The following is a 24,478-nucleotide window of genomic DNA, read 5'->3' as shown; positions in this document are numbered from 1 at the left end:
CGTCTTCCTGAAAGGTCAATCATGCGACGACTCTTGTACCTTGGCTTGTGGATAATCAGCATTACGATCGCACTGCTGCTCCACCCTTCCCGAATTCAGTCTCAACCGAGCGTTGAGAGATTGGATATGGCAACCCAGATCGAGCAACTGGCAGCGGATTATGTGATGCAACGGGAAAGGGTTGGACTGATCGTGGGACTGTATCAGGATGGTCAAATACGAGTTCACGGTTTTGGTCAGGGTCAAGAGCAAAATGTTCCACCTGATGGGAATTCTGTATACGAAATTGGTTCCATTACTAAGGTGTTTACTGGAATTACGCTGGCCGCTCTGGAGCAACAGGGACAGGTGACGCTGGATGATCCGATCGCCGACTATCTTCCCCCAACCCTCCAGCTCGCACCAGACGTGGCAGCCATTACCCTGCGCCAGCTGGCAACGCACACCTCTGGTTTACCTGTCTTGCCGGATAACTTGTTCACCGAAGCGACGGATGAAGCCAATCCTTATCGGGACTATACCGCCAGGGACCTGTATTTAGCCCTTGAGCATATGACTCTGATCCATCTACCCGGCAGGGTCGTTGCCTACTCGAATTTGGGCATGGGGCTATTAGGCCATCTGCTAGAACGGAGAACGAATCAACCTTATGAAACTTTAGTGCAGGATTTGCTACTCTCTCCCCTGGAAATGTCTGATACGACGATCGCCCTTTCCCCAGAACAGCAGCAACGCCGACTTCCCGGTCATCTCCCGAACGGCGAGATCACTTCCAGCTGGGACTTTGATGTGCTTGCTCCGGCTGGAGCCTTTCACTCCACTGCCAACGATATGCTACGCTTCATCCAGGCTAGCCTGACTGAAAGGGATACTCCCGTCTCCCAGGCGATCGCTCGTTCCCAGGAGCCGCAGTGGGATAATGGTGAAGATGAGATCGGTTTAGCGTGGCAAATTTCGTCGTTCCCAGATGCGTTAACGGTGTATTGGCACAATGGCGGTACGGGTGGCTACGCCAGCTTTATGGGCATTGATCTGGAACATCAAACGGGAGTCATTCTCCTCTCCAATTACAGTGACTGGCTGATGGAAGATGATTCCCTGGACTGGATGGGGTTAGCGTTGTTGCAGAGTATGGCAAATCCGCTGTAGAGAACTGCTGTAAGAGCGTACAGCATTGCGCCCCCTACCGGGTAGGTTATCCTTCCGCATACTCTGTAGCTCTTACTCTCGAATTACAGAACTGGCAAGAAATTGTTCGATCGCTTCTTCCACCCAAAGAGCCTCTTCCCATCGATCTATACGTTGAATTAGAGGAATCCGTTTGCCATTCACTAATATGGCACAAATTTGATACTCAGTCGATGCAAATGGCGATTTTAACTTCGATCGCTGGGAAGCGGTACTGGCAGTCACTGCCATAATCTCCTGCACTGCAAGTCGTACAGGTAGTTTAAAGGAGAAGAGGGGTTCATCCCAGCGATGGAGAGCCGTTGGTTCCAGAATAATCGTTGTGTGATTGAATAGGCGGGTCAGGCTGTGCCAGGTCCAGATCAGGGCAATTACCGTGATCAGTCCAAGGCCTAAGCTCAACATTGCCCAGGTTCCCCGCAATAGGGCGACAACTATAATACAGATTGTTAAAGCATCATACAAACTGTTGAAACCCATCCACACCCAATCCGACGATCGATAAACCCGGCAGCGCAGGGTCAGCGTGTGGGGACGCTCAATCACCTGTAAGCGCATTGAATCAGCTAAATATGGAATCTGGAATAGCCGCCGCGCCGTTCTCATCATTAACGCACTACAAATCACCGCACTAATTAAAAGACGCTGATGAATCTGCGGCAAGTTGAGCCAATCGAGGCCAATGCATCCTCCCAAAACGACCCCTAAAATACCAAAGGTATAGATGCCACCGTCCAGAACCGCTGTGATTAATGAATCATTTGCGCCATCAGCAGTTGGATAAATGGCCAACACATTCAGCAATGACAGTAAAGCCAGCACAAGCAAGCTGAACAATAGTCCTAACGATAGCCCCAACACTCCGCCGATACCGATCCCCAGTAGCCCTCGCCCCAACCAAGTTGTTGAATAGGCATGGAACCGAACCGATCGTCGTGATCCGGCAAAGTGGCTGGGAGAATTGAGCGTTCTCAGGCTGCCACTCACCACCAGCAACAAACCGCAAATCGCTGGAACCACAATCCCACCAATGATTGCCGATTCCGGTAAATCTAGATTTGCCACCCGATGACTGAAAGGAACCGTTAAGAGCGAAAGTGCATAGGTTAACCCAGCCGATCGCCACCTGGGATAAAGCCACTCCCCAAATGCCAGCAGCCAGCAGCCGATGATAATCAGCGGAAAAACGCCAACAATCAAAGACGGCGGCAAGAGGGTCTGAATCCACCAAATCAGTTCCATAGTGCGGTTGAAGGCTGATTAAACTTTTAAGCGGGGTTGTTCTGAGTATAGCGATTGATCCAGGCTTGAACCTGCTTCCAGACTTGTTCAACCAGATCTGGAGCCATCGCATCAAACCATTCGATCGTTGGATCAGCCCGAAACCAGGTGCGCTGCTGTTTGGCAAACTGGCGCGTATGCAAAACGATCGCCGCCTCCGCCTCCTGTAGGGAACATTGACCCGACAGATATTGCTGGATTTCCTGATAGCCCAACGTTTTCAGCAAGGGCAGATCGGCACCATATTTTTGCTCCAACTGCTCCACCTCCTCCACCAATCCATCCGCGATCATCTGGGCCGTCCGTTGTTCAATCCGCCGCGCCAAAGCCTCCGGTTCGCAATCCAAGCCAATTTGAAGAATTGGATATTGAGGAGGACGTTCCCCCTGCTGCTGAGAAATGGGCCGACCCGTCACATAAAACACCTCCAACGCCCGTAAGGTTCGCACCTGATCGTTAGGGTGAATTTTCGCTGCTGCGATCGGATCCACCTGCTGCAACACCTGATAACAATAGGGCTGTCCCAGGCACTGGAGCTGCGATCGCAATTCCGGCTGCGGAGCCACTCTAGGAATAAGCAACCCCCGGACGATCGATTTGATGTACAGTCCAGTCCCACCAACCAGCAGCAGCACTCCCACCTCCCGCCTTCCGCCTTCCGCCTCCCGCCTTCCGCCTTCCGCCTCCCGCCTTCCGCCTTCCGCCTTCCGACCTCCGCCTCCCCACTCCCGCCTCCCCACCTCCCCAATCAACCCCTGCGCCTGCGCCTGATAATCTGCCAGGGTCAACGTCTGAGTTGGATCGCAAATATCAATCAAATAGTGGGGAACTTGCTGTTGATCGATCCAGGTCGGCTTGGCTGTGCCAATATTAAAGTCACGGTAAACTTGGCGAGAGTCGGCACTGAGAATGATGCTGTTTAGCTTTTGGGCCAGGTGAATGGCCAACCCTGATTTTCCAGTTGCCGTGGCACCGCAAATAACGATTAGAATAGGAAGAGTAGAATTTGGTACATATGTATTGATAGATGGCACTGCGATCGTGGTGTTATCCAAAGATTTATTCATGTTAAGGGACACTAACATCTTTTCAATCCACCCCCTCGACGAATCTCTTCCCAATTTGCCCTAAAACCCGCTCAGACCCTTTTGTGTTACAATTTTGATGTGTTTCGTTATTCTGAAGTCCGAGACGGCTTCAAAACAGATATTAGGAGTACTTCGTAAATGACGACGACCAACTACGGTGCTGACCAGATTCAAGTCCTGGAAGGTCTGGAGCCAGTTCGGAAGCGTCCGGGAATGTATATTGGCAGTACCGGGCCGCGCGGACTTCATCACCTAGTCTACGAGGTTGTGGATAACTCCGTTGATGAAGCACTCGCTGGCTATTGTAGCCATATTCAAATCACGCTGAAACCCGATGGCTCCGTCCACGTTGCAGATGACGGACGGGGGATTCCCACCGATATTCACCCCCGCACTGGGAAGTCTGCCCTGGAAACGGTGATGACGGTACTGCACGCAGGCGGTAAGTTTGGTGGCGGCGGCTATAAGGTATCGGGGGGGCTGCATGGCGTAGGGATCTCGGTGGTCAATGCCCTGTCGGAGTGGGTGGAGGTTAATGTCTGGCGGGATGGTCAGGTGCATACCCAACGCTACGAACGGGGAATTCCCCAGGGTGAATTGCAGACCCAGCCTTCCAAGGAGAAGCGCACGGGAACCTCCGTTGCCTTTAAGCCCGATGCCGATATTTTCACGACGGGAACTGAGTTTGACTTTGTTACCCTGGCAGGTCGATTGCGGGAGCTGGCTTACCTGAATGCTGGGGTGGAGATCATTTTCACCGATGAGCGGCTGGAGCTGCTGAAGAGCGGAGAGCCAAAGGTTGAAACCTATCATTATGAAGGCGGTATCCGTGAATATATTGCCTACATGAACAACGATAAGCAGCCGCTGCATGAAGAAATTGTCTATGTGCAGGGGGAGCGTAACAACGTTCAGGTGGAAGTGGCTCTGCAATGGTGTGTGGATGCCTATTCTGATAACCTGCTTGGCTTTGCGAATAACATCCGGACGATCGATGGCGGCACCCACTTAGAAGGCTTGAAGGCTGTCCTCACTCGCAGTATGAATGCCCTGGCTCGCAAGCGCAACAAGCTCAAGGATAATGAGCCAAATCTGGCGGGGGAAAACGTGCGGGAGGGTCTGACTGGGGTAATCTCAGTCAAGGTGCCGGATCCAGAGTTTGAAGGACAAACGAAGACGAAACTGGGCAATACGGAAGTCCGGGGGATTGTCGATTCCCTGGTGGGTGAAGCATTGACGGAGTATCTGGAGTTTCGCCCTAGCGTTGCCGATGCCATCCTGGAAAAGGCGATCGAAGCCTTTAAGGCCGCAGAGGCCGCCCGGAAAGCGCGGGAACTGGTGCGGCGGAAGTCGGTTCTGGAATCCTCCACGCTCCCTGGAAAGCTGGCAGACTGTAGTTCTCGTGATCCAGCCGAATCGGAAATCTTCATTGTGGAAGGGGATTCAGCAGGCGGTTCGGCAAAACAGGGACGCGATCGACGGTTTCAGGCGATTCTGCCCCTGCGGGGTAAAATTCTCAACATTGAGAAAACGGACGATGCCAAGATTTACAAAAACACTGAGATTCAAGCCCTGATTACAGCCCTGGGGTTAGGTATCAAGGGCGAAGAGTTTGATGCGTCTCAGTTGCGCTATCACCGGATTGTGATCATGACGGATGCAGACGTGGATGGGGCTCACATTCGGACGCTGTTACTCACCTTCTTCTACCGCTATCAGCGCGCGATGGTGGATCAGGGCTACGTCTACATTGCCTGCCCTCCCCTCTATAAGGTGGAACGGGGTCGGCAGCATTATTACTGCTACAGCGATCGAGAGCGAGATCAGATCATTGCAGGTTTCCCGGATAACGCGAAGTACGAGATCCAGCGATTCAAAGGTTTGGGGGAAATGATGCCCCAACAGCTCTGGGATACGACCATGAACCCGGAAACGCGAACCCTGAAACGAGTCGAAATTGAAGATGCAGCCGAAGCCGATCGGATCTTTACGGTGTTGATGGGCGATCGAGTGGCTCCCCGCCGGGAGTTTATTGAAACCTATGGGCCGAAGCTGAATCTGATGGATCTGGATATTTAACCTTAAATCTCTAGCGATGCTTCGATCGTCTGCTCGCATTGACAAATCCGCCGATCTGCTGACTGTCGAGATAACGTTTCCAATAACCCGCCGCAGATAACCTCGAAAACTCAGCAGATACCCTTTCAAGGGTTGGGTGCATTGGGGTTGTTGTGCTGCGCCGCTTGCACGATCATTAAGGATGTCCGACTTCGATTACTTGCCCTGGTACAATTGTGTTCAACACATTACAAACATCAGGTATCAAAGGTACTAAATCTGGTAATCGATTACTGCGTGCTACAAGAACAATGATTGCCACTCCAGCTTGCTCTAAGTTCTGCTGATACTGCAAATTTTGATCTGTAGTAAGTAGAACCGTCAAGCCTTCCTGACTCATGAGTCTCAACAACTCACCATTCTTTTTCCTGACCATCCCATCTCAACAACTGTGCGTATCTCGTAATCAGCCAGTTCACGCTTGAGGGGACGTGGGGCGCATTCATCAAGCAGGATTCGCATAAGCTGTTAGCATTTCCTTTGCTAATTCTAGAGCTGCGACTGCTTGTTCACGCCTAACACTCGGAAAGTGATCCAAGAATTCATCCAGTGGATCACCCGCTTCGAGATAATCGAGCAAAGTTGTCATGGACACACGAGTTCCAACGAAAACAGGAGTTCCTCCCAGAATATTAGGGTCACTATGAATAACACGCGCTACGGTTGTCATATCAGCCATCCACTCGCAGAAATCTCTTTGATCCTAGCCTACGACTTCTGCTCAAAACGACTGTCAGAAGCGATCGCCAATTCTAGTGTAGCTTTCAACCTTCATTACAAACAGATGCGCTTCCGGTACTGTCACGACTGAGGACTGAGCGGCACAACAACCTGCTTGCACCCGACCGTAAGGAATATGGAAATGTTGAGAAAAAGGAGTATTTAGACTGGTTTATGGGTTTTGCCGAGCACATCTTCAGGATCTTGCCAGACGATGGTAGTTTTGTGCTTAACATTGGTGGTAGCTATAATGCTGGGCAGCCCACCAGATCGCTTTACCACTTCAAGCTATTAATAGCATTGGTAGAGGAATTAGGTTTTTACCTTGCACAAGAGTGTTTTTGGTATAACCCAGCAAAGATGCCTATGTCTGCTGAATGGGTGAATGTTCGGCGTATTCGTGTGAAAGATTCCGTTGAGTATCTTTGGTGGCTCTCAAAAACTCCCAATCCCAAGGCTTCAAACTTAAAGGTTCTCAATCCATACAGTCAAGATATGCTTCGCCTAAATCAGCGTGGGTTGAAGAAAACTGTTCGACCTTCAGGGCATAATATCAAGCCCAGTTTTAGTCAAATGGATGCAGGAGGATCAATTCCATCAAACGTAATTGAGGAGAATGAGTTAGCTGAAAATATGTTGATATTTGGAAATAACGCTGCTAATGATTCTTATGCTCAAGGTTGTAAGCAAGCTGGCGTAAAGCGTCATCCAGCGCGCTTTCCGGCTGCATTGCCAGAGTTTTTCATCAAACTACTTACAGATGAAGGAGATGTCGTGCTAGATCCATTTGCAGGATCTAATACGACAGGAGCAGTAGCTGAGAAACTTCAACGGCTTTGGATTGCGATTGATAATACAGAATCCTATCTAGAGGGAAGCAAGTACCGTTTCTTTCAAGCCATATAAAATTCTGCGACCTAACGGTTCTGGTCAGCGGTTGCCGATACTTTTGCATCCAACCCAAGCGGCTTCGGTCAATCCGCTGCACCCGAATTGTTGGGCTGTGGCTGCTAAATCACTCTAAAAACCTAACCAATCCCGCAAAGATTGCTCAAGTTGGTCAGCATCAACTTTAGCCAACTGACCAATCACTTTGATCACCAAACTTTCATGTACTGTATACACGCCTCTTTTGACTGCGGTTAATACGTTCAATCCTGCTGCTGCCCACTCAGACAACACAAACTCACCTGCCATTAGTGAACCTGTTTTACTTGTCAAAGGAGTAATGAGAATGTCTTGAGACGGATGTGATGCGCTAACCACAACAGCAGGTCTTACCTTTGAACTCGACAAGTCTGAGAAGGGATAACGCACCAAGATCACATCATGCTTGGAGTAGCTGGGCATACACATCGTCCTCAGCATTGTCCCAAACGGCATCAAGGGATGTTTGGCTTGCCTGTAGCCAAAATTGAGCCTCATCGTCAGGTAAAACTGTTACCAGCACTCTTACCCCTTCAGGAAGTTCTGCTGATTCCAGTAGCTCAATTTTCCCTTGCCGAACCGTAGCCCAAAGCGTTTTTAGCATATCTGTTGCATGAGACCATGCCTTGATTTTATGCCGTAATCCCTATTTGTGCGATCGCCTTACCCACATCTCAAAGCAACGCCACACAGATAACCTCAAAGAAGATTAACCGTATCCGTACACAGGGTTAGCAAGGTAGTCAGGAGGATTGCTGTAGGTCGGGAAGCGGAAGTAAAGAAGGGGCAGGCAAGCCCCGACGCTTGGCATAGCAAGCATCGGCGAGATAATTGAGGACATGGCGATTTTGCCGCCGCAGCGTTGCTACAACCGTCATCATTCGTCCGACAAACAAACTGCCTGCCTCACTTTGGGAGCCATAGCTACACCGTCGCCACAACACTGCTGGACGAATCGCCTGTTCTGCTGCATTATTGGTTGGCTCTACTCCAACGGTTGTGACAAATAACCATAAAGCAGGTTCTACTTTGAGTAACTGCTGACAGGTTCGCACCGTCTTTGCCAAAGGTGTCTTTTCTCTGGTCCCAATTGGGTAAGCCGCTCCTTCTTCCAACAGTGCTTTCACCCGTTGTCGAATGGGTGCTACGGCTTCTATCCATTGGGGGCGTGCTAAGGTTCCATCTCGCACCCGATGCCATAACTCAAATAATTTCTCTTGCTGTTGGAGAAGTTGCTCTCCCAAGGTCTGGCTCACCCCACCCCGTTCGGCAATTTTGGTGAAATCGCGTTTCAGATGCGCCCAACACAATTGTCGCCATTGCAAGTTTAGGCGTTGCTGAATCAAGAGATGAACCTCGGAGGAACTGGAACATCGTCAAACCTGAGGTAGTGAAGTAACAACCGAATAGAGTGAGCCAGCATTTCTACGGCTTTGGAGTAGCACAGCGTTTTGCGATGCAGTCGAGCCAGATAGTGCCGCAAGCGAGTGTTCTCACTTTCAACTCGAGTCATATACGTTTTGCTGACAATCTGATCGCCATCGGGAATGAAGCCGGGATACACCGACCACCCATCAGTGACGTAGAAATAGCAGTTCCAGTCCGCCACAGTCTGCCAGAGCGGGACAAAGGTTTCAGCACTATGGTCACCCAGAACCCAGCCTAAAATTCCCTTTTTGAAGTGGTCAACGGCTGTCCATAGCCAAATCTTGTTTTTTTTGAGCCGACAAAGGTTTCCAATTCGTCGAGTTCTCCAACTTCGGGGGGCGTTTCCGGTGCATAGGCGTCCGGCAGGCGCGTTGCGACCTGCTGCACCCAGGTAATGACCGTGGTATGGTGTACTCCTTTGACCCGTTCGATCGCTCGAAACCCAGAGCCGTTGAGATACATCTTGATGCATTCGCGTCTGAACTCGTCTGAGTACCCTCGATGCGGGTCGTAGGTATCAATGAACTGACGACCACAAGCGACACAAATGTGATTTTGCTTACCTTTCCTCTTACCGTTTTTACGGATATGAGTAGCCCCACACTCTGGACATTGCATTGCAGATTACCCTAAATCATCTTTCAATTATGCAACGCCCAAAATCTCAATACTGGAATGGCAACATACCTTGGTTGAAAACGGGTGAAATCAATTACAGCGAGATCACAACTGCTGAAGAGTGCATTACTGAGCAAGGGTTGCGAAATTCAGCAGCAAAGCTTGCACCTCCAGGAACCATCCTGATGGCTATGTATGGGCAAGGTGTAACAAGAGGAAGAGTAGCTATCTTGGGCATAGAAGCAGCTTTCAACCAAGCGTGTCTAGCAATAATGCCTTTTGAGAGATTGCAAACGAAATATCTTTATTACTACTTACGAAGTGCCTATAGTTTTGTTCGAGACTTTGGCAATGAAACAAGTCAAATGAATTTGAGTTCTGGTCTAATCAGCAAAATTAAGATTCTGGTTCCAAGTGATACAGAACAAAAGGAAGTTTCGGATTTTCTAGATAGAAAATTAATCGATTTTGACCTAAGTATTTCCAAGCAAGAACAAATAATTGAATCGTTACATCTGCTTAAGCAAACTTTTGTAGCAAATGCTGTTACCGGAAAAATAAAAGTCTGAGGGTAAAGGTATGGTTAGTCAAACCAACGAACAAGCGCTCGAAAACTGCATTGAACGATCCAACTAAAATAGAGACACTGTAGGAGAGACAAGCCAATGGTGAATTCATCGATTGAAAACCGGGTGCGGTATGTGACCAATGCTGCTGGAGAAACCACCGATGTATTGATTCCCTTAGATCTGTGGCAGCAGTTAATTAATGCCTTGCAAGATCCTGCCAGTGGATTAGCCTGGGTTGATGAGCATGAACCCAATGCTCAAATCCTCGCTGACCTGCAAGCTTCACTCAAACAAGCCGCTGCTGGGCAAACGTTTCCCGTGTCTCAACTTTGGGACGATATCGAAACCTAACCCTATGACAGACGTTCGGTTTACGCTGCCTTTCAAGCGTCGTCTCAAAGCCCTGGCAAAACGCTATCGCCAGATACAAACTGATATTCAGCCCATTATTGAACAGCTACAAGCCGGAAACTTTGTTGGCGATCAGATCTCCGGTACAGAGGCAACGGTCTTCAAAATTCGCGCCAAAAATAGCGACATCCCAACAGGCAAAAGCGGCGGCTATCGGGTCATCTATCAAGTGCTTTCACCAGAAAACGTGTTGCTTCTGCTGATTTATGCCAAGTCTGATCAGGCAGATGTCAGCTTAGAAGAAATTGAAACCGCTATCAAACAAGCATTAGACGAGTAGAGAACCCTTATGGTCAGCCAAACCAACGAACAAGCCTTAGAAGACTGCATCGAGCGATCGTTGATAGAGGGTTCCCGCTACGAAAAAGGCAACCCGGCTGACTTTGACCGAGAGTTTGCCCTCGATCGCGAGAAGTTTTGGCACTTCCTGGAAACAACCCAACCCAAAGAACTGGAGAAGCTAAAGGATCGCCCCAACTGGCAACGGCTCATCCTGGAACGGCTCGATCGCAAGATCAAAAAAGACGGCATCCTCTCTGTACTAAAGAAAGGACTATCCATCGACGATGCCCACCTCACCTTGCTCTACAGCTTGCCTTACAACAATGCCAACCCCGCTATCCTGGCAAACTTCGAGAAAAATATCTTCTCCGTAACCCGTCAGGTGCATTACTCCGAAAGCGATCCGGGGCTTTCCACTGATATGGTGCTGTTCCTCAATGGCATGGCGATCGCCACTCTGGAACTAAAAAACCCCTGGACAAACCAGACGGTTTACCACGCGAAGAAGCAATATAAGAGCGATCGTGATCCGCGAGAACCGCTGTTTCAGTTTGCCCGGTGTATCGTTCACCTGGCTGTCGATACCGATGAAGTTTGGATGACCACCAAACTCGATCGCGCCAATACCTACTTCCTTCCCCTCAACAAAGGCTACAACTTCGGCAAAGGCAACCCACCCAACCCGAATGGGCACAAATCTGCCTACCTTTGGGAAGACCTGCTCACCCGCCAAAGCCTCACCAACATCATCGAACACTTCGCCATCATTCCCGGCGGCAACCAGACCCCCCTTCCGCAAAAATCCCTCTACTTCCCCCGCTATCACCAGCTTGATGTCGTGCGCCAACTGCTCACCCATGCCAGAACCAACGGCGTTGGGCACACCTACCTGATCCAACACTCCGCCGGATCGGGCAAATCCAACTCCATCACCTGGACAGCCTACCAACTCATCGAACTATATGCCCCTGGCTCTGATCTGCCGATGTTCGATTCGGTTGTCGTCGTCACCGATCGCCGGGTTCTCGACAAGCAGATCCGCGACAACATCAAGAACTTCTCCCAGGTGGGCAACATCATCGCCGCCGCGACCAGCTCCTCAGAACTCAAAACCGCTCTAGAGACGGGCAAGCGGATCATCATCACCACCATCCAGAAATTCCCCTTCATCGTGGAAGGAGTGGAGGATTTGAGCGAACCCCGTTCCGGGGGGCTACGCCAACGCAACTTCGCCATCATCATTGATGAAGCCCATTCCTCCCAAAGCGGGCAAGCTGCCGACAAAATGAACATGGCACTGGGTAGCGACGACGAAGAACCCGAAGACCTGCAAGACAAAATCCTCAAGGCAATGGAAGGGCGAAAGCTAGGTAAGAATGCTTCTTACTTCGCCTTTACCGCAACCCCCAAAAACTCTACCCTGGAGAAATTTGGACAGAGAGCTGCTGATGGGAAGTTTGTCCCCTTCCACCTGTACTCGATGAAACAGGCGATCGAAGAAGGCTTCATCCTTGATGTGCTGGCAAATTACACGACCTATCGCAGCTACTACGAGATCCAAAAATCCATTCAAGGCAATCCACTATTCGATACTGCCAAAGCTCAAAAGAAGCTTCGAGCTTTTGTGGAAGGACATAAGGAGACGATCGCCACGAAAGCGGACATTATGATGAGCCACTTTATTGAGCAGGTTTGGAAACCCAAGAAGCTCAAAGGGCAAGCCAAAGCAATGGTCGTCACCCGCAATATTGAAACCGCTATTCGCTACTTCTTCGCTGTTCGAGAAATTCTGAAACGAGAAAATGCACCTTTCAAGGCGATCGTTGCCTTCTCTGGCAAAAAAAGCGTAGACAAAATTGAATACACAGAAGACATCCTCAACGGCTTCCCCAGTAACGACATTCCCGCAAAATTCAAAGAGGATGACTACAAGATCCTGATTGTTGCCAACAAATTTCTCACCGGATTCGATGAACCACTCCTCCACACCATGTATGTGGACAAAAAACTGCAATCGGTCTTAGCTGTTCAGACCCTATCCCGGCTCAACCGCTGCAACGACAAAATGGGTAAAACCGATACCTTCGTCCTAGATTTCTTCAACACTGTTGATGAGATTAAAAACGCCTTCGACCCCTTCTATACCTCCACATCCCTGAACCAACCCACTGATGTCAACGTCCTGCACGACCTGAAAGAAGACCTAGATGATGTAGCTGTCTACGAGTGGCATGAGGTAGAGCAGTTCAACGATCGCTTCTTCAGCAACGCCGATGCCGACCAACTCAGCCCCCTGATCGATACCGCCGCCGCTCAATTCAACGAAGACCTGGGACTGGAAGAAGAAGCCAAGATCGACTTCAAGATCAAAGCCAAACAGTTTGTCAAAATCTACGGTCAGGTTGCTTGCATCATCCCCTACAACAACATCCACTGGGAAAAGCTGTATTGGTTCCTGAAGTTCCTCATCCCCAAACTCACCGTCAGAGATCCAGAGCAAGACCAACTCGATGAACTGCTCAACAGCGTGGATCTCTCTACCTACGGGCTAGAGCGGGTGCAGTTGAATTATGCGATCGCCCTCGAAGATTCCGCTTCCGAACTAGACCCCCAAAACCCCAACCCACGAGGCTATAGAGGTGACGAACCTCAACAAGACCCTCTCGACCAAATCATCACCGCCTTCAACGATCGCTTCTTCTCCGGTTGGGATGCCACCCCCCAGGAACAGCGGGTCAAGTTCCTCAACATTGCCCGTCACGTCGTCCAAAACCCCAATTTCCAAAACCAAGTCGTTGACAACCAGGACGAACAAAACCGCCGCATTGCCTTAGAGCAACTAATCCAGCAAGCAATCAACCAGGAACGCCGTCGCGAGTTGGATCTCTATAAACGCTACGCCTCTGATCCTGAATTCAAACGTGCATTTGATGCCAGCATTATGAGGCTTCTATCTCAAACCAATTCCCAACAACTTGATGATTTACTCGGCGCTTAAGGTTGATGAATGACAGAGGTTAGAGGAGAGAGCAAATTATATAAATGCTAGTGCCTACCAACGGTAATCATAAATACATTCTCTACCTATCTTCAGGCGTGGTAGAACCTGACATTTATCAACTTCGCCGCTTATTTGACGATTTAGAGGCGATCGCTCAGATCCCCAACTCTGTACTTGATATCACTATCAATTTTCACTACTGCAAGTTTTTGAACCATACCGCAGTTGCATGCTTAGGAGGGTTGGCTCGATTGATTCAATCCCGTGATGGTCGGGTAGTTTTTGATTGGGAAACCTTACCAAAAGCGATTCATATGAATTTGGCTCAAAATGGATTTCTCTTTGACTTTGGCTGTGATCACCTTCCTTGGGACGGTAACTCAGTGCCTTATTGGGGCAATTGTCAGCACGATTCAACGATAGTTGGTGAGTATTTAAGATATAAGTGGCTAGGTAAAGGTTGGGTTAATGTTAGTGAAGGGTTGAGGGACGCGATTGCAGGACAAGTCTCAGAAATTTATCTCAACGCTTTTGAACACAGTCAATCCCCAATAGGGGTTTTCAGTTGTGGTCAACATTACAGTGAGACAGGCTTACTTCAGCTAACCGTTATAGACTTTGGGCTTGGCATCCCTACTACAGTTCGTGCATTACCTCAAAACTCAGAATTATCGACCTGTGAAGCCTTGCAATGGGCATTCACCTTAGGGAATAGCAGTAAACAAGGGATTTGTAGCGGAATGGGGTTAAGCCTTCTGGAAGATTTTGTAGTAACTGGAGTTTAGACTAATTGGGAAAGAAAAGCAGCCAAACCCGACGGTTTGGCTGCTTAATGGTCATGTTGCATCAATAATGATTGACCATGACTAATTTTGACCGCTTGAGGGCGTTTCGACATAAATCCTACATGCTGATTGGCAACGGCAAGGATGCTCTCTTCGACCTGATGGATGCCGTGCTAGTGAGCCGCAGTGTGTACTCCTTTGCCGAACTGTCGGTTGCCCCTGTCTTTCGACGCCAATGGCCGAGTTTGTATGAAGCCCTACAGGATAGCAACCCGCCTCGACTGGAGTGGATGGGGTTGTACCTGGAGCAAATGCCCCAGGACGAACGGGTTGTCTTAGCGGGAGACCACACGGCATGGTCAAGGTTACAGGCACAAACCCTGCGAGAACGGACGTATGAACATCAAGCAACTCCGATGAGTGGAGCCAAACCGGTGACGTTGGGACAAGGATATAGTACGATTGCGTGGATTCCAGAGGAGCAGGGCAGTTGGGCATTACCGTTGCTGCATGAACGCATCACTAGCGCAGAGAGCCCCATTAGCAAGGCAATAGTGCAATTGCGTCAGGTGTGTGAGCAGTTCCAGGTTCGTCCCTTATCTTTGTGGGATGCCGAATATGGCTGTGCCCCATTCCTCAATGGTACGGCGGATATTGCTTGTGACAAGTTGATTCGGTTGCGTTCCAATCGAGTACTGTATGGACCACCGCCTGTTTATAGCGGAACGGGTCGTCCTCGGCAGTATGGGGAGAAGTTCAAACTTAACGATGCCACCACCTGGTGGTCATCTGATGCCGAACTCCAGGTAGAAGAGTCCCGGTGGGGACGATTACACGTGCGGATGTGGTCATCAATGCGACTGCGACGCGTTGCCAACCAGACGATCTGGTTAATTCAACTGCAACGCCTCCATGACTCTGCCCTCCACCCCGCCAAACCTTTGTGGCTAATTTGGGTGGGACAAGCACCACCCGACTTAGAGACGGTGTGGCAACAGTATTTCCGTCGCTTTGCCATTGACCACTGGTATCGCTTCGCTAAGCAACGATTGCACTGGACGTTACCCCAGTTGGCAACGCCCGAACAATCCGAACGCTGGAGCGATCTGATGCCCTTGCTCACCTGGCAGTTGTGGTTGGCTCGTTGCCACGTCCAGGACTCCCCCCTGCCCTGGCAAAAGTCATCTGCTAAGCTATCTCCGGGACGAACCGCAAATGCCTTTGCCTCTGTTTTAGCGTTGATTGGCACACCTGCCCCCCCGCCCAAACCACGCGGAAAGTCACCGGGGTGGACTCCAGGGCAACCCCGTTCCCGCCGTATTCGCTATCCAACGGTCAAAAAGCGCTTCACCAGACCCAAGAAGGTGGCGAACAAGACCGCTTAACCACTAAATTTTTCCCAATCTTCAGTCTCGCTCAATCCAGATAAGGGGTTGGGCTATTTCTGCTGTGATTAGTCTAAACTCCAGGTAGTAACCAATCGTGGAAATCTTTCACTTTATACTCATGACGGCTGTGTCATGGTGGACGATAATGGAGTCAGATATGAAAGCATATATACGAATTTCTCTGGAACATTGGTCAACATTGCACTTCGATGTGATGAGCGTTATTACTGCCTAGCATCTGAGGTTCCAATGAGCGAGGAACCGTTGTTTTAGTCGAGGGAGAATCAAGCATGATTTATAAAATTCATGAAATCACCGGAGAATATGCTACTGATGCCGACAGTGGTCAGCAGGTCTATGACCTTATTCATTCTCAACTCCTATCTGATCAGTCTGTAGAGTTAGACTTCAGTGGAGTCAGTGTGTTTGCTTCTGCCTTTTTCAACTTTGCAATCGGTCAACTCCTGAAAGATCTGCCTTCCGATAGGCTCAACGAACTTCTCAAGATTACAAATCTGACCCCGAACGGCTACAGTATTCTCAAGCGTGTTGTTGATAACGCTAAGCACTACTACTCCGATGTTCAATACCAGAAGGCAGTAGACATAGTTCTGGAAGAGTATGCTGCCAGCTTCTAGACCATGCCTATTCGTCTCACTATTCAAGCGGAAGTCATTGACATTTGCAATGATGTTCCACGTCAAGATGATATTTTTCTTGTCGATACTAATGTCTGGCTTTGGCAAACGTACAATAGCTCTATTCCTTCTGATCCAAGAGTTCGGGCAAAAATTAGCACTTATACTTCCTATCTTAAAAAAGCTCGTGTAGCCGGAGCGACCCTAGCCTACTCAGGCTTGATTCTAGCTGAACTTGCCCACGTTATTGAGAAGACGGAACGTGAGATCTACAATAAGCGAACAGGCAATTCTCTAAATGCCAAAGAATATCGTCACAACAACTTAGCGGAACGGGCAAATGTTGTTGCAGAGGTTGAATCAGCTTGGAAGCAAGTGGAAGGATTGGCTGTGACAGTTGATTTGACTGTCAACGAGAAGATTACCAATGCCTCTCTAGCCCGATTCAAGACCCAAGCACTCGATGGTTACGATCTCCTAATTCTTGAAGCTATCGGTCTAGCTGGAGCAGGTCAAATCAAAGTAATTACCGATGATATGGATTACGCAGTTGTTCCAGGCATTCAAGTCTTTACCAACAACGGCTTGGTGATACAGCAAGCCACCGCACAAGGAAAGCTGATTATTACACGATGAAAGAGTTTGATAAGGGCTAAGGCGATTTACCCTCTTCAACAGAAAACCCGGTAGAACCTACCGGGTTCGTTCCACATAAGCCTAATCAGCTTTATATCGAGCTGATTCGTTTGGTCAAAATTCGCATCACTTCACCAGGGTTAATGGTTGGAAGTGGTCTAGACCAATCCTCTGGTCTGGCATAACCCCAGTGGAATAGGGTCATTACAAACGAATCCACCACTTGAGGACTCCCGATCGCCAACACTCGCAACACATCAGGAGAAGGACGATCGCGCAAATCGATAAACGGTTGATCAGGTTCTCTAAATGACACTTCAAGCTCCTTATTAATTCAGAATTATCAGGACATCAGCGACATGAGCATTAAGCTTCATGGTTGGGATGGTCAGAAATCTCCTGAGAAGGAGCGATCGAAGCGTCCTCCCCCTGGCTCAACGGGTTAAGGTTAGCGGAGCATTCCTCAAGCAGTAGGGCATTACGAGTAAAGAAGAAAATATCCTCAGTAAGACGTTCCTCAAGTCGATTCAATTCAAAGCTGTCTGCCCAGTATTTGGAAAACAGAGCCTTGATCGCTTCGCTTGCGGCATCTTTAGCAATCTGGCGACGTATCGCAATCTGATTTGCTTCTGGCATCATAAGATTTAACTCCTAATAGGGGTTGAACCCAGTCCCCTCGACTTCCACATCTAAGGACTGGGTTTTAGGCTGATTTGATTATGTCGGAAGCGACAATATTTATCAAGTATGCGGCAATCAGAATGCAGCTAAAAGCATTGGAATTGCTAGAATGCCGCTAGGGGCGTATCTTTAGGAGCATGAAGCGGATGAGATGTCGATTACGAGTTCTAATGGCTGAAAGAGAGATTACCCAGACTCAGTTGAGGGAGTCCCTTGGTCTGGGTAGCCACACCATATCGAAGTTGTATAACAATCGGTTTGATCGCGTTGACCGAGAAACGATTGAGAAGCTTTGCGACTACTTTAGTATCGAAGTAGGCGATTTATTCGTTTTGAAGGATGAGGAGTAGGGCGATCGTAATGTGAAGCTCTTATGAACTGCTCAGGATTGGGGTAAGTTTGGGGTAAAAACTGATCTCAAAGCCTGAAAGCCTTGTAAATCAATGCTTAGTTTTAGCTTCCCAAGCTGAATGTCGTGGGTTCGAGTCCCATCATCCGCTTATGGCTTGAAAATCAAAAGAATAGGGCTTTCAGGAATTCCTTCAAACTTATTGCAAAAAAATTTGCTGAGGAAATGCCATGACTGCACTCACCCAACCCCTAACCCTGGAGGCGTTAACGATCGCTCTTAGGAGTGATTGCACCGGGGTCAGCATCGATCACAATAAATCTTTGGGACTATCTCGATCGCCATGAGGGATAGTCGGCTTTTCAGAATGAGGCAGGAAGTATGATCAGGTCTTGGATGGTGATTGGGGGTGTCACGCTGTTGGTAGCACTGGCAGCCAACATCCTCAGGCCGAAGGATGTGAAGTGGTTCTTTCGGTTGCGTCGTCCTCGCTGGCTGACCTTTGAAAAGTTGATCCCACTGATTTGGACAGTAGTTTTTGTTTGTGGAGCTTGGTCTGCCTACATTGTTTGGGAACGCACTCAAAGTTGGGGACTGATGGTGTTCTATTTGCTGGTAGAAATCGCTATTGTTGCCTATTCTCCTGTGATGCTCTGGTCGCGGAGTCTGAAGCTTGGCACGTTGGTTGGCGGAATGGGTACAGTGTTAGGGTTGATTCTGGCGATCGTGGTGTTGCCCATTTCGGGCTGGGCGGCAGCATTGCTGCTTCCCTATTTAATTTGGAGTCCGATCGGCACTTACACGACCTGGGAAATGTATAAGCTGAACCGGGATGCTGAACGCAACCCGAATTTTGAACGGGAATGAATTGTCTCAACCTGGCAACACCTGATTCTGGCAGGAGTCAAGTGATGCAATATCGATCGCGCCCGGCTTCTTTCGCTTTATAGAGCGATTGATCAGCCTGATTGAGCAACTGCTGCGGGGTGGTATCGACTGTGGGCACTTTGCAGGCAATTCCCACACTCATCGTCAGCCAGGGATGATCCACGATCGCAGAATGGGGGATTTTTAGCTGTTCAATTTCCTGAAGAATGGCCTCAGCCACTTGAACCGCTCCATGCCTATCGGTATTCGGCAGAATAACTGCAAATTCTTCTCCACCGTACCGAGCCGCCAGATCAGAGGGACGCTTGATTGTTTTCCTGATCGTCTCTGCGACCCTTGCTAAACACTGATCGCCCGCCAGATGTCCATAGGTATCGTTGTAGATTTTGAAGTGATCAATATCGCAGAGGATAACCGTTAGGGGGATTTTCTCCCTGAAAGCACGGTGCCATTCTTGATAGAAATAGTCATCGAAGTAGCGCCGATTCGCCAGTTGGGTCAGCTGATCATGGGTGGCTAGATGCTGGAGTTCCTGATTCGCCTGCTGCAATTGCTGGTAAAGTTCCGATTGCTGAATGCCGATCGCCACTTGATTGGACAGTTGGGTGAGCAGTTCAATTTCCGTGGACTGCCAGACTCGTGGCTCTGAACAATGTTGTACTGCCAACAAGCCCCACACCGTTCTGCTGTGGAGAATGGGTAAAACCAGCGTTGCCCGCACTTGAAACCGAGCCAGCATTTCAATATAGCATTCTGGTAATTCCGAATCATAAATGTCGGTGGTGTTCTGAATTTGTCCCTGCTGGTAGGCCTGAAACCGAGTAGATGTAGTTAACACCTCATCACATATTCTTTCTCCCAGCAATGCAATACACTTTTCACCCACCGATTCAGCAATAACTACACCACTGCAATCTTCAAACCGATAGACCAAAACACGATCGGTTTGTAAGATTTGGCGAATTTCCGAAACCGTTGTGTTCAGGATTTCATTCAGGTTAAGGGACTGACGAATGCGCTGGATAATGATCGACATCAAGCGATCGCGTTTCGCCCGTTCCCGTAATCGTTCCTCAATATATTTGCGGCTTGTAATGTCTTGCCCAATGCTAATCTGACTACCACCAGACAATCGCACCGTTGTCCAGGCAATGACTAAGATCCTTCCGTCAGCCGTATGCGTTTTAAAATCATTCCACTGTTTCGTTGCTAGCTTCATAGCGGACGTGACCGCATCATAATCGGACTTATCAGGATAGCATTCAGCTAGAATGTCCCGCTGTTGCCAGTCAGCCAAATTCCATCCTAAAACCTGCTCCATTTCTCGGTTGATTAGTTCAACTTGTCCCTGCGGATTAAAAAAGACCAGCAGAATTGGAATGTAATCGAACATGGCCTGTAGAAATTCCTTCTGCTTTTTTAGAGCCAGTTCTGCCTGTTTGCGATCACTAATATTTTGAATCTGGCTGACAAAATATAGGGGCTGCCCAGTACCATCCCGCACTAAAGAGACGCTCAAAATCGTCCAAACGACATACCCTTGCTTGTGAATGTAGCGTTTTTCGAGCTGGCAGACCTGAATTTTACCCCGCAGCATCTGCTCCACATGGACGAGATCAACTGCCAGATCATCAGGGTGGGTGAGGCTCTGAAAGTTTAAGGACAGCATTTCCGCTTGCGAATAGCCCAGCATCTGACATACAGCCGGATTCACTTGCAACCACTGTCCCGAAGGAGCGACCAGTGCCATCCCGACTGCCACATGGTCAAACGCACTGCGAAAACGAGACTCGCTCTCGCGTAAGGCTTCCTCCATGTTTCGGCGATCGGAAATATCGGAGTGAGTCCCAATCACCCGCAACGGTTTGCCATCTTCCGTCCATTGAATCACCTTACCGCGATCGAGAATCCATTTATAGGTACCATCTTTGCAGCGCAGCCGATATTCATGCTGGTAAACGGGTGTTTCACCGTTAAAGTGTTGGTCGAGGGCTTCATAACATTTCGCCTTATCTTCTGGGTGAAGTCGTGTCTCCCACTCATCCAATGAATAACCCACTGCATCCTGTTCGTCATAGCCTAGAATCCTTTTCCACTGCCGCGAGATAAAGACCTCACTGGTTTGCACATTCCAATCCCAAACCCCATCTCCCGATCCTTCCAGGGCAAACTGCCACCGGGCTTCACTTTCCCGCAGGGCAGTTTCAGCCATGACGCGATCGGTGATATCTCGCACCATCACCAATACTTCATCTGCATTGATCGGTACAATCCGAATTTCTTCGTGATGCAGTTCACCATTAATGTCGATTTCGTGTTGATAAATCTGTCGTTTCTGGGTTTCCAAGGCCCGATGAATGAAATGCATTCTCAAGTCAGCCACCGTTTGAGGGAGCGTTTCATAGATAGATTGCTGCAGAGTTGGATCCACTGTTGGAAGAATCTGGATTTCTCCACCTGAAATAAAGTCAAGCCGAATTCCATCTCGATTAATCCGAATCAGTAAATCTGGAATGGCCTCCAGCATCGCCTGCTTGGTCGCTTCACTTTGACGCAGCCTCTCCTCCGCCTGTTTGCGATCGGTGACATCCATGATGTAGCCGTGCCAGAGAGTGCTGCCATCCAGTTCTCGTTCCGGCGTTGCCTGTCCCGATAGCCAGATCACCTGCCCATTGGGATGACGCACCCGGTACTCACACTGCCACAGGGTTAAGGTTTGAGCAGACTCCTGCATGGACTGGCTGACCCGTTCTCGATCGTCTGGATGCACGGCTGCCAGGGCTGGAGCTGCATCAACTCGCACCCCTTCCGGGGACACGCCAGCAAAATCCTGAATCCCCTGACTGGCATAGGGAAAATGGGAACTGCCATCCGGTCTGAGGCGATACTGGTAAATCACGCCAGGGACATGACGCGAAATTCTTTCCAGACGGCGATCGGATTCAATCTGAGCGGTGATGTCTACGAAGGCTCCTACTAATTCCACGACCGTTCCATCCGGATCTCGAACGGCGGTTAGTTGGTCATCCAACCAAACCCAGGCACCATCTGCCTTTCTGAAGCGATACTGAAGACTTAACCGATCGTTAGATCCCTCAGCAAACCATTGATCGGATTGGCTGATCAGGTGCTCCCAATCGTCAGGATGAACCCCATTAATAAACCAATCTGGATTATTCACCGCCCTGTCAGGGTGATGCCCCGTAATGGCCATGAGATTCTCACTGATAAACATGATGTGGGCAATATTGCCGGGGCGTAGGGTATAGATCACCGCAGGACTGGTGGAGAGAACCATTTGCAGCCGATCGCTCACCGATCGCAGGGTTTCTTCAGTTTGCTTCTGTTTCGTAATATCCACGTTGGTTCCGATCATGCGCAGCGGACGATGATCCTCTGTCCATTGCACCACCCGCCCTCGATCGAAATGCCACCGATAGGTTCCATTCTTAGACTGAATGCGGTACTCCATCGCATATTGCATAGTTTCCCCCCGCAGATACCGATCGATCGCTTCCTGGGCGCTGGCGCGATCGTCTGGGTGAAGTAGTTGGAGCCATTGATTCAGGGACGGTTCAACCTCGTCCTGTTCAAATCCCAACATTTCCTGCCAGCGCGGAGAGAAGAAAATTTGATCAGTCTGCAGATTCCAATCCCAAACCCCATCACCACTGCCTTCCAAAGCGTATTGCCATAGAGCCTGACTTTCTCGCAGAGCCGCTTCCGTTTGCTTGCGCTCAGTAATATCCTGGACATACCCCAAGTAGCGCACCACTTCACCCTCCACTCCGCGCACAACCGTAGTGAAGTCGTAGAACCAGCGATAGTCTCCATTCGCGTGGCGCAAGCGATATTCCTGTTCAAAAAAAGCAAGCCCTGCCTGGGTATGAGCCTGAACTTCTTGCACAACTCGTTCCACATCATCTGGATGGATCAAACTCCCGTAGGAAATTTGCTCAATAAAGGACTCTGCGGTATACCCTAGTTGTTCGTAAACATTTTGCGAGACGTACTCCACCATCCATCCATCCACGGCACGCCACTGGAAGACCACGGTTGGGCCAGCCATAAACAGTTGGCGTTCTTCTAGCAACGTCTGTTCAACCAGCTTGTGGTTGTTAATATCCTCTAACATTCCAAAGGTGTAGAGCGGTTCTCCCTGTTCATCCCGGATGACTGCCACCGTGAGCCGGCCCAAAACACTTGCCCATTTTTGCGAATGTAGCGTTTTTCCATCTGGTAAGAATCGCATCTGCCAGCCAGCAATTCTTCATAAAGCCTCAGATCTTCCTCTAAATCATCTGGATGGGAGTACTGTCTAAAGTTGAGATGCTGCAATTCCTCCCTGGAATAGCCCAGCATTTGGAGGGTGGCACTGTTGCAATCCAGTAAGTCTCCCTCCAGAGTGGTTAGCCCAATGCCGATCGCCGCAGTCTCAAATATGCCTCGAAAGCGAACCTCACTTTGGCGCAGGGCTGCTTCTGCCTGGGCCCGCCTCTCCTCCATCAGCTTTCGTTCACTAATATCTTGCTTGATGGCAATGAAGTGACTGATTTCGTGATGGCGATCGTAAACGGGCGTAATCGTCATCTCTTCGATGTAGAGGCTATTATCTCGACGACGATTAATCACCTCACCGTGCCAGACCTGACCCGCCAGAATGGTACGCCATAGGTCTCGATAGAATTCCTGGGGGTGCGCGCCAGACTGAACCAGTTCACCGGGCGTTTTGCCGATCGACTCTGCATAGGTATACCCAGTCAGCTTTTCATAGGCAGGATTCACCCATTGAATAATTCCCTGCCGATTGGTAATCACAATGCTATTGGCACAGGCTTCCAGGGTTGCACTTTGCAGCCGCAGCAGATCTTCCTGAACCCGGTCAATGATTCTGCCTTCGATCAGCATGACGCTCTGACCTTCTGCAGACGGAATGCTCGAACAGTAGCACTCCAGATCGATCGGCTGTTCAGGAGGATAAAATCGCCAGCGTTCCTGCACTGTTTTGCCCTGCTGAAACTGAGCCATATATTCAGATAAGCGCAGCGGATCAAAATTAGTAATCACACTCAGATCCCGACTGCATAATTGGTCTAAACTCTGGGTTTGCCAAAGCTCTAAAACAGCCTGGTTGACCCACTGAATCTGTAAGGTTTGCAGATCACAAATCCAAATTGACGTGTGTAAAAGATCAAACGCTGCGTATGGTGTTGCAACTAGAGACTCAGTAGGATTCATACGGGAAGTGCGTTCAGGAAAAACTCTATAGTTTGATACCAATCGGGCTTGAGTGAAATGATCAAAGTCACTTAAGACATCCTACTCATAAGAATTCCCGATTTGCCTTTGAAGCTGAACTTTGAGGGCTAAACTCTGGGGCTAACTCTGGGGCTAAACTCTGGGGCTAACTCTGGGGCTGAACTCCAGGAAGGGGGTATGGCTGTAGATAGAGGGTGTTCTGGCACAAGTTCGGTCATTGGGA

23 protein-coding genes and 2 pseudogenes are annotated in these 24,478 nt (G+C 49.3%); 13 read left to right on the top strand and 12 right to left on the bottom strand.

From position 1 onward, the window contains the following. Positions 1-21 precede the first annotated feature (21 nt). Complete coding sequence (locus tag ACM1PF_RS03975) at positions 22-1,149, top strand: serine hydrolase domain-containing protein (RefSeq protein WP_416672474.1); 1,128 nt, start codon at positions 22-24, stop codon at positions 1,147-1,149. Positions 1,150-1,221: 72 nt separating this feature from the next. Here the strand turns inward: ACM1PF_RS03975 and ACM1PF_RS03970 are convergent, their stop codons facing one another. Together ACM1PF_RS03970 and miaA are read right to left on the bottom strand one after the other, a co-directional pair. After that, on the bottom strand, positions 1,222-2,430 hold the full coding sequence (locus tag ACM1PF_RS03970) for a hypothetical protein (protein ID WP_416672472.1): 1,209 nt from the start codon (positions 2,428-2,430) through the stop codon (positions 1,222-1,224). A 26-nt stretch (positions 2,431-2,456) separates the two neighbouring features. Continuing rightward, positions 2,457-3,536, bottom strand: a complete 1,080-nt coding sequence (gene miaA, locus ACM1PF_RS03965; RefSeq protein WP_416672470.1) for a tRNA (adenosine(37)-N6)-dimethylallyltransferase MiaA — start codon at positions 3,534-3,536, stop codon at positions 2,457-2,459. A 159-nt stretch (positions 3,537-3,695) separates the two neighbouring features. Between miaA and gyrB the strand changes: the two genes are divergently transcribed. Next, positions 3,696-5,636, top strand: coding sequence for a DNA topoisomerase (ATP-hydrolyzing) subunit B (gene gyrB, locus ACM1PF_RS03960; protein WP_416672468.1), 1,941 nt, complete (start codon positions 3,696-3,698; stop codon positions 5,634-5,636). A gap of 175 nt (positions 5,637-5,811) precedes the next feature. Here gyrB and ACM1PF_RS03955 read toward each other — a convergent pair. Together ACM1PF_RS03955 and ACM1PF_RS03950 are read right to left on the bottom strand one after the other, a co-directional pair. Beyond that, a pseudogene (locus tag ACM1PF_RS03955) lies at positions 5,812-6,137 on the bottom strand (hypothetical protein). After that, on the bottom strand, positions 6,121-6,345 hold the full coding sequence (locus ACM1PF_RS03950) for a DUF433 domain-containing protein (protein ID WP_416672467.1): 225 nt from the start codon (positions 6,343-6,345) through the stop codon (positions 6,121-6,123). Before ACM1PF_RS03950 ends, ACM1PF_RS03955 begins: the two are co-directional and overlap by 17 nt. A gap of 128 nt (positions 6,346-6,473) precedes the next feature. On the opposite strand from ACM1PF_RS03950, the gene ACM1PF_RS03945 reads away from it, so the two are divergent. Beyond that, a complete protein-coding gene (locus ACM1PF_RS03945) occupies positions 6,474-7,301 on the top strand; it encodes a DNA-methyltransferase (protein ID WP_416676552.1) in 828 nt (275 codons plus the stop codon). A 114-nt stretch (positions 7,302-7,415) separates the two neighbouring features. Here ACM1PF_RS03945 and ACM1PF_RS03940 read toward each other — a convergent pair whose 3' ends face one another. The 4 genes and pseudogenes from ACM1PF_RS03940 to ACM1PF_RS03925 form a co-directional block, all read right to left on the bottom strand. Further along, positions 7,416-7,745 (bottom strand): type II toxin-antitoxin system PemK/MazF family toxin, encoded by a 330-nt coding sequence (locus ACM1PF_RS03940; protein WP_416672465.1) that lies wholly within the window; start codon positions 7,743-7,745, stop codon positions 7,416-7,418. Further along, positions 7,723-7,926 (bottom strand): hypothetical protein, encoded by a 204-nt coding sequence (locus ACM1PF_RS03935; protein WP_416672463.1) that lies wholly within the window; start codon positions 7,924-7,926, stop codon positions 7,723-7,725. Before ACM1PF_RS03935 ends, ACM1PF_RS03940 begins: the two co-directional genes overlap by 23 nt. Positions 7,927-8,065: 139 nt before the next feature. Beyond that, positions 8,066-8,659 (bottom strand): annotated as a pseudogene (locus ACM1PF_RS03930) (IS66 family transposase); the annotation flags it as partial. 5 nt (positions 8,660-8,664) lie between these two features. Next, positions 8,665-9,368, bottom strand: a protein-coding gene (locus tag ACM1PF_RS03925) for an IS1 family transposase (protein ID WP_416665731.1) whose coding sequence is annotated in 2 segments (ribosomal slippage) — positions 8,665-9,030 and positions 9,033-9,368 — 702 coding nt in all. Because the reading frame shifts where the segments join, the coding sequence is not laid out codon by codon here. Positions 9,369-9,397: 29 nt separating this feature from the next. On the opposite strand from ACM1PF_RS03925, the gene ACM1PF_RS03920 reads away from it, so the two are divergent. The 8 genes from ACM1PF_RS03920 (at position 9,398) to ACM1PF_RS03885 (ending at position 17,078) form a co-directional block, all read left to right on the top strand. After that, on the top strand, positions 9,398-9,937 hold the full coding sequence (locus ACM1PF_RS03920; RefSeq protein WP_416672462.1) for a restriction endonuclease subunit S: 540 nt from the start codon (positions 9,398-9,400) through the stop codon (positions 9,935-9,937). A gap of 96 nt (positions 9,938-10,033) precedes the next feature. Beyond that, on the top strand, positions 10,034-10,288 hold the full coding sequence (locus tag ACM1PF_RS03915; protein WP_416672460.1) for a hypothetical protein: 255 nt from the start codon (positions 10,034-10,036) through the stop codon (positions 10,286-10,288). A gap of 4 nt (positions 10,289-10,292) precedes the next feature. Further along, the gene (locus tag ACM1PF_RS03910) at positions 10,293-10,628 is read left to right on the top strand and encodes a type II toxin-antitoxin system RelE family toxin (protein ID WP_416672458.1); all 336 of its coding nucleotides are present in this window, start codon (positions 10,293-10,295) and stop codon (positions 10,626-10,628) included. A 9-nt stretch (positions 10,629-10,637) separates the two neighbouring features. Continuing rightward, the gene (locus ACM1PF_RS03905; protein ID WP_416672456.1) at positions 10,638-13,628 is read left to right on the top strand and encodes a type I restriction endonuclease subunit R; all 2,991 of its coding nucleotides are present in this window, start codon (positions 10,638-10,640) and stop codon (positions 13,626-13,628) included. 44 nt (positions 13,629-13,672) lie between these two features. Further along, positions 13,673-14,416, top strand: coding sequence for an ATP-binding protein (locus tag ACM1PF_RS03900; protein ID WP_416672454.1), 744 nt, complete (start codon positions 13,673-13,675; stop codon positions 14,414-14,416). Positions 14,417-14,493: 77 nt separating this feature from the next. After that, positions 14,494-15,801 carry an NF041680 family putative transposase gene (locus tag ACM1PF_RS03895; RefSeq protein WP_416666339.1) on the top strand — a complete coding sequence of 436 codons (1,308 nt, stop codon included), beginning with the start codon at positions 14,494-14,496 and terminating at the stop codon, positions 15,799-15,801. Positions 15,802-16,094: 293 nt separating this feature from the next. After that, complete coding sequence (locus tag ACM1PF_RS03890; RefSeq protein WP_416672452.1) at positions 16,095-16,442, top strand: STAS-like domain-containing protein; 348 nt, start codon at positions 16,095-16,097, stop codon at positions 16,440-16,442. Positions 16,443-16,445: 3 nt separating this feature from the next. Next, positions 16,446-17,078 carry a hypothetical protein gene (locus ACM1PF_RS03885; RefSeq protein WP_416672450.1) on the top strand — a complete coding sequence of 211 codons (633 nt, stop codon included), beginning with the start codon at positions 16,446-16,448 and terminating at the stop codon, positions 17,076-17,078. Between the two features lie 91 nt (positions 17,079-17,169). Here ACM1PF_RS03885 and ACM1PF_RS03880 read toward each other — a convergent pair whose 3' ends face one another. Together ACM1PF_RS03880 and ACM1PF_RS03875 are read right to left on the bottom strand one after the other, a co-directional pair. Beyond that, positions 17,170-17,394: a hypothetical protein gene (locus ACM1PF_RS03880; protein ID WP_416672448.1), complete on the bottom strand. Its 225-nt coding sequence runs from the start codon at positions 17,392-17,394 to the stop codon at positions 17,170-17,172. Positions 17,395-17,444: 50 nt separating this feature from the next. Continuing rightward, on the bottom strand, positions 17,445-17,717 hold the full coding sequence (locus ACM1PF_RS03875) for a hypothetical protein (RefSeq protein ID WP_416672447.1): 273 nt from the start codon (positions 17,715-17,717) through the stop codon (positions 17,445-17,447). Positions 17,718-17,896: 179 nt separating this feature from the next. Between ACM1PF_RS03875 and ACM1PF_RS03870 the strand changes: the two genes are divergently transcribed. Both ACM1PF_RS03870 and ACM1PF_RS03865 read left to right on the top strand, forming a co-directional pair. Then, positions 17,897-18,109, top strand: a complete 213-nt coding sequence (locus tag ACM1PF_RS03870) for a helix-turn-helix domain-containing protein (RefSeq protein WP_416672445.1) — start codon at positions 17,897-17,899, stop codon at positions 18,107-18,109. Positions 18,110-18,489: 380 nt separating this feature from the next. Beyond that, entirely contained in the window at positions 18,490-18,975 is a 486-nt protein-coding gene (locus tag ACM1PF_RS03865) for a TspO/MBR family protein (RefSeq protein ID WP_416672443.1), read from the top strand. Between the two features lie 37 nt (positions 18,976-19,012). On the opposite strand, the gene ACM1PF_RS03860 is transcribed toward ACM1PF_RS03865, so the two are convergent. Both ACM1PF_RS03860 and ACM1PF_RS03855 read right to left on the bottom strand, forming a co-directional pair. Then, on the bottom strand, positions 19,013-23,194 hold the full coding sequence (locus ACM1PF_RS03860) for a PAS domain-containing protein (protein ID WP_416672441.1): 4,182 nt from the start codon (positions 23,192-23,194) through the stop codon (positions 19,013-19,015). Beyond that, positions 23,125-24,234: a PAS domain S-box protein gene (locus ACM1PF_RS03855; RefSeq protein ID WP_416672439.1), complete on the bottom strand. Its 1,110-nt coding sequence runs from the start codon at positions 24,232-24,234 to the stop codon at positions 23,125-23,127. The genes ACM1PF_RS03860 and ACM1PF_RS03855 overlap by 70 nt, the downstream gene beginning before the upstream one ends. Positions 24,235-24,478: the final 244 nt, after the last annotated feature.

The sequence above is a fragment of the Egbenema bharatensis FJBBOT/2019 genome (genome assembly GCF_048077055.1).
In the GTDB taxonomy this organism is placed as follows: Bacteria; Cyanobacteriota; Cyanobacteriia; order Elainellales; family Elainellaceae; genus Egbenema; species Egbenema bharatensis.
The sequence above is the reverse complement of the archived record's forward strand: the minus strand, read 5'-3'. Positions and strand labels throughout refer to the sequence as shown.

What these genes read in the sequence shown, in the direction of transcription:
- ACM1PF_RS03975 (WP_416672474.1), top strand. Translation starts at nt 22, where the DNA reads ATGCGACGACTCTTGTACCTTGGCTTGTGGATAATCAGCATTACGATC.
- ACM1PF_RS03970 (WP_416672472.1), bottom strand. Translation starts at nt 2,430, where the DNA reads ATGGAACTGATTTGGTGGATTCAGACCCTCTTGCCGCCGTCTTTGATT.
- miaA (WP_416672470.1), bottom strand. Translation starts at nt 3,536, where the DNA reads ATGAATAAATCTTTGGATAACACCACGATCGCAGTGCCATCTATCAAT.
- gyrB (WP_416672468.1), top strand. Translation starts at nt 3,696, where the DNA reads ATGACGACGACCAACTACGGTGCTGACCAGATTCAAGTCCTGGAAGGT.
- ACM1PF_RS03950 (WP_416672467.1), bottom strand. Translation starts at nt 6,345, where the DNA reads ATGACAACCGTAGCGCGTGTTATTCATAGTGACCCTAATATTCTGGGA.
- ACM1PF_RS03940 (WP_416672465.1), bottom strand. Translation starts at nt 7,745, where the DNA reads ATGCCCAGCTACTCCAAGCATGATGTGATCTTGGTGCGTTATCCCTTC.
- ACM1PF_RS03935 (WP_416672463.1), bottom strand. Translation starts at nt 7,926, where the DNA reads ATGCTAAAAACGCTTTGGGCTACGGTTCGGCAAGGGAAAATTGAGCTA.
- ACM1PF_RS03920 (WP_416672462.1), top strand. Translation starts at nt 9,398, where the DNA reads ATGCAACGCCCAAAATCTCAATACTGGAATGGCAACATACCTTGGTTG.
- ACM1PF_RS03915 (WP_416672460.1), top strand. Translation starts at nt 10,034, where the DNA reads ATGGTGAATTCATCGATTGAAAACCGGGTGCGGTATGTGACCAATGCT.
- ACM1PF_RS03910 (WP_416672458.1), top strand. Translation starts at nt 10,293, where the DNA reads ATGACAGACGTTCGGTTTACGCTGCCTTTCAAGCGTCGTCTCAAAGCC.
- ACM1PF_RS03905 (WP_416672456.1), top strand. Translation starts at nt 10,638, where the DNA reads ATGGTCAGCCAAACCAACGAACAAGCCTTAGAAGACTGCATCGAGCGA.
- ACM1PF_RS03900 (WP_416672454.1), top strand. Translation starts at nt 13,673, where the DNA reads ATGCTAGTGCCTACCAACGGTAATCATAAATACATTCTCTACCTATCT.
- ACM1PF_RS03895 (WP_416666339.1), top strand. Translation starts at nt 14,494, where the DNA reads ATGACTAATTTTGACCGCTTGAGGGCGTTTCGACATAAATCCTACATG.
- ACM1PF_RS03890 (WP_416672452.1), top strand. Translation starts at nt 16,095, where the DNA reads ATGATTTATAAAATTCATGAAATCACCGGAGAATATGCTACTGATGCC.
- ACM1PF_RS03885 (WP_416672450.1), top strand. Translation starts at nt 16,446, where the DNA reads ATGCCTATTCGTCTCACTATTCAAGCGGAAGTCATTGACATTTGCAAT.
- ACM1PF_RS03875 (WP_416672447.1), bottom strand. Translation starts at nt 17,717, where the DNA reads ATGATGCCAGAAGCAAATCAGATTGCGATACGTCGCCAGATTGCTAAA.
- ACM1PF_RS03870 (WP_416672445.1), top strand. Translation starts at nt 17,897, where the DNA reads ATGAAGCGGATGAGATGTCGATTACGAGTTCTAATGGCTGAAAGAGAG.
- ACM1PF_RS03865 (WP_416672443.1), top strand. Translation starts at nt 18,490, where the DNA reads ATGATCAGGTCTTGGATGGTGATTGGGGGTGTCACGCTGTTGGTAGCA.
- ACM1PF_RS03855 (WP_416672439.1), bottom strand. Translation starts at nt 24,234, where the DNA reads ATGAATCCTACTGAGTCTCTAGTTGCAACACCATACGCAGCGTTTGAT.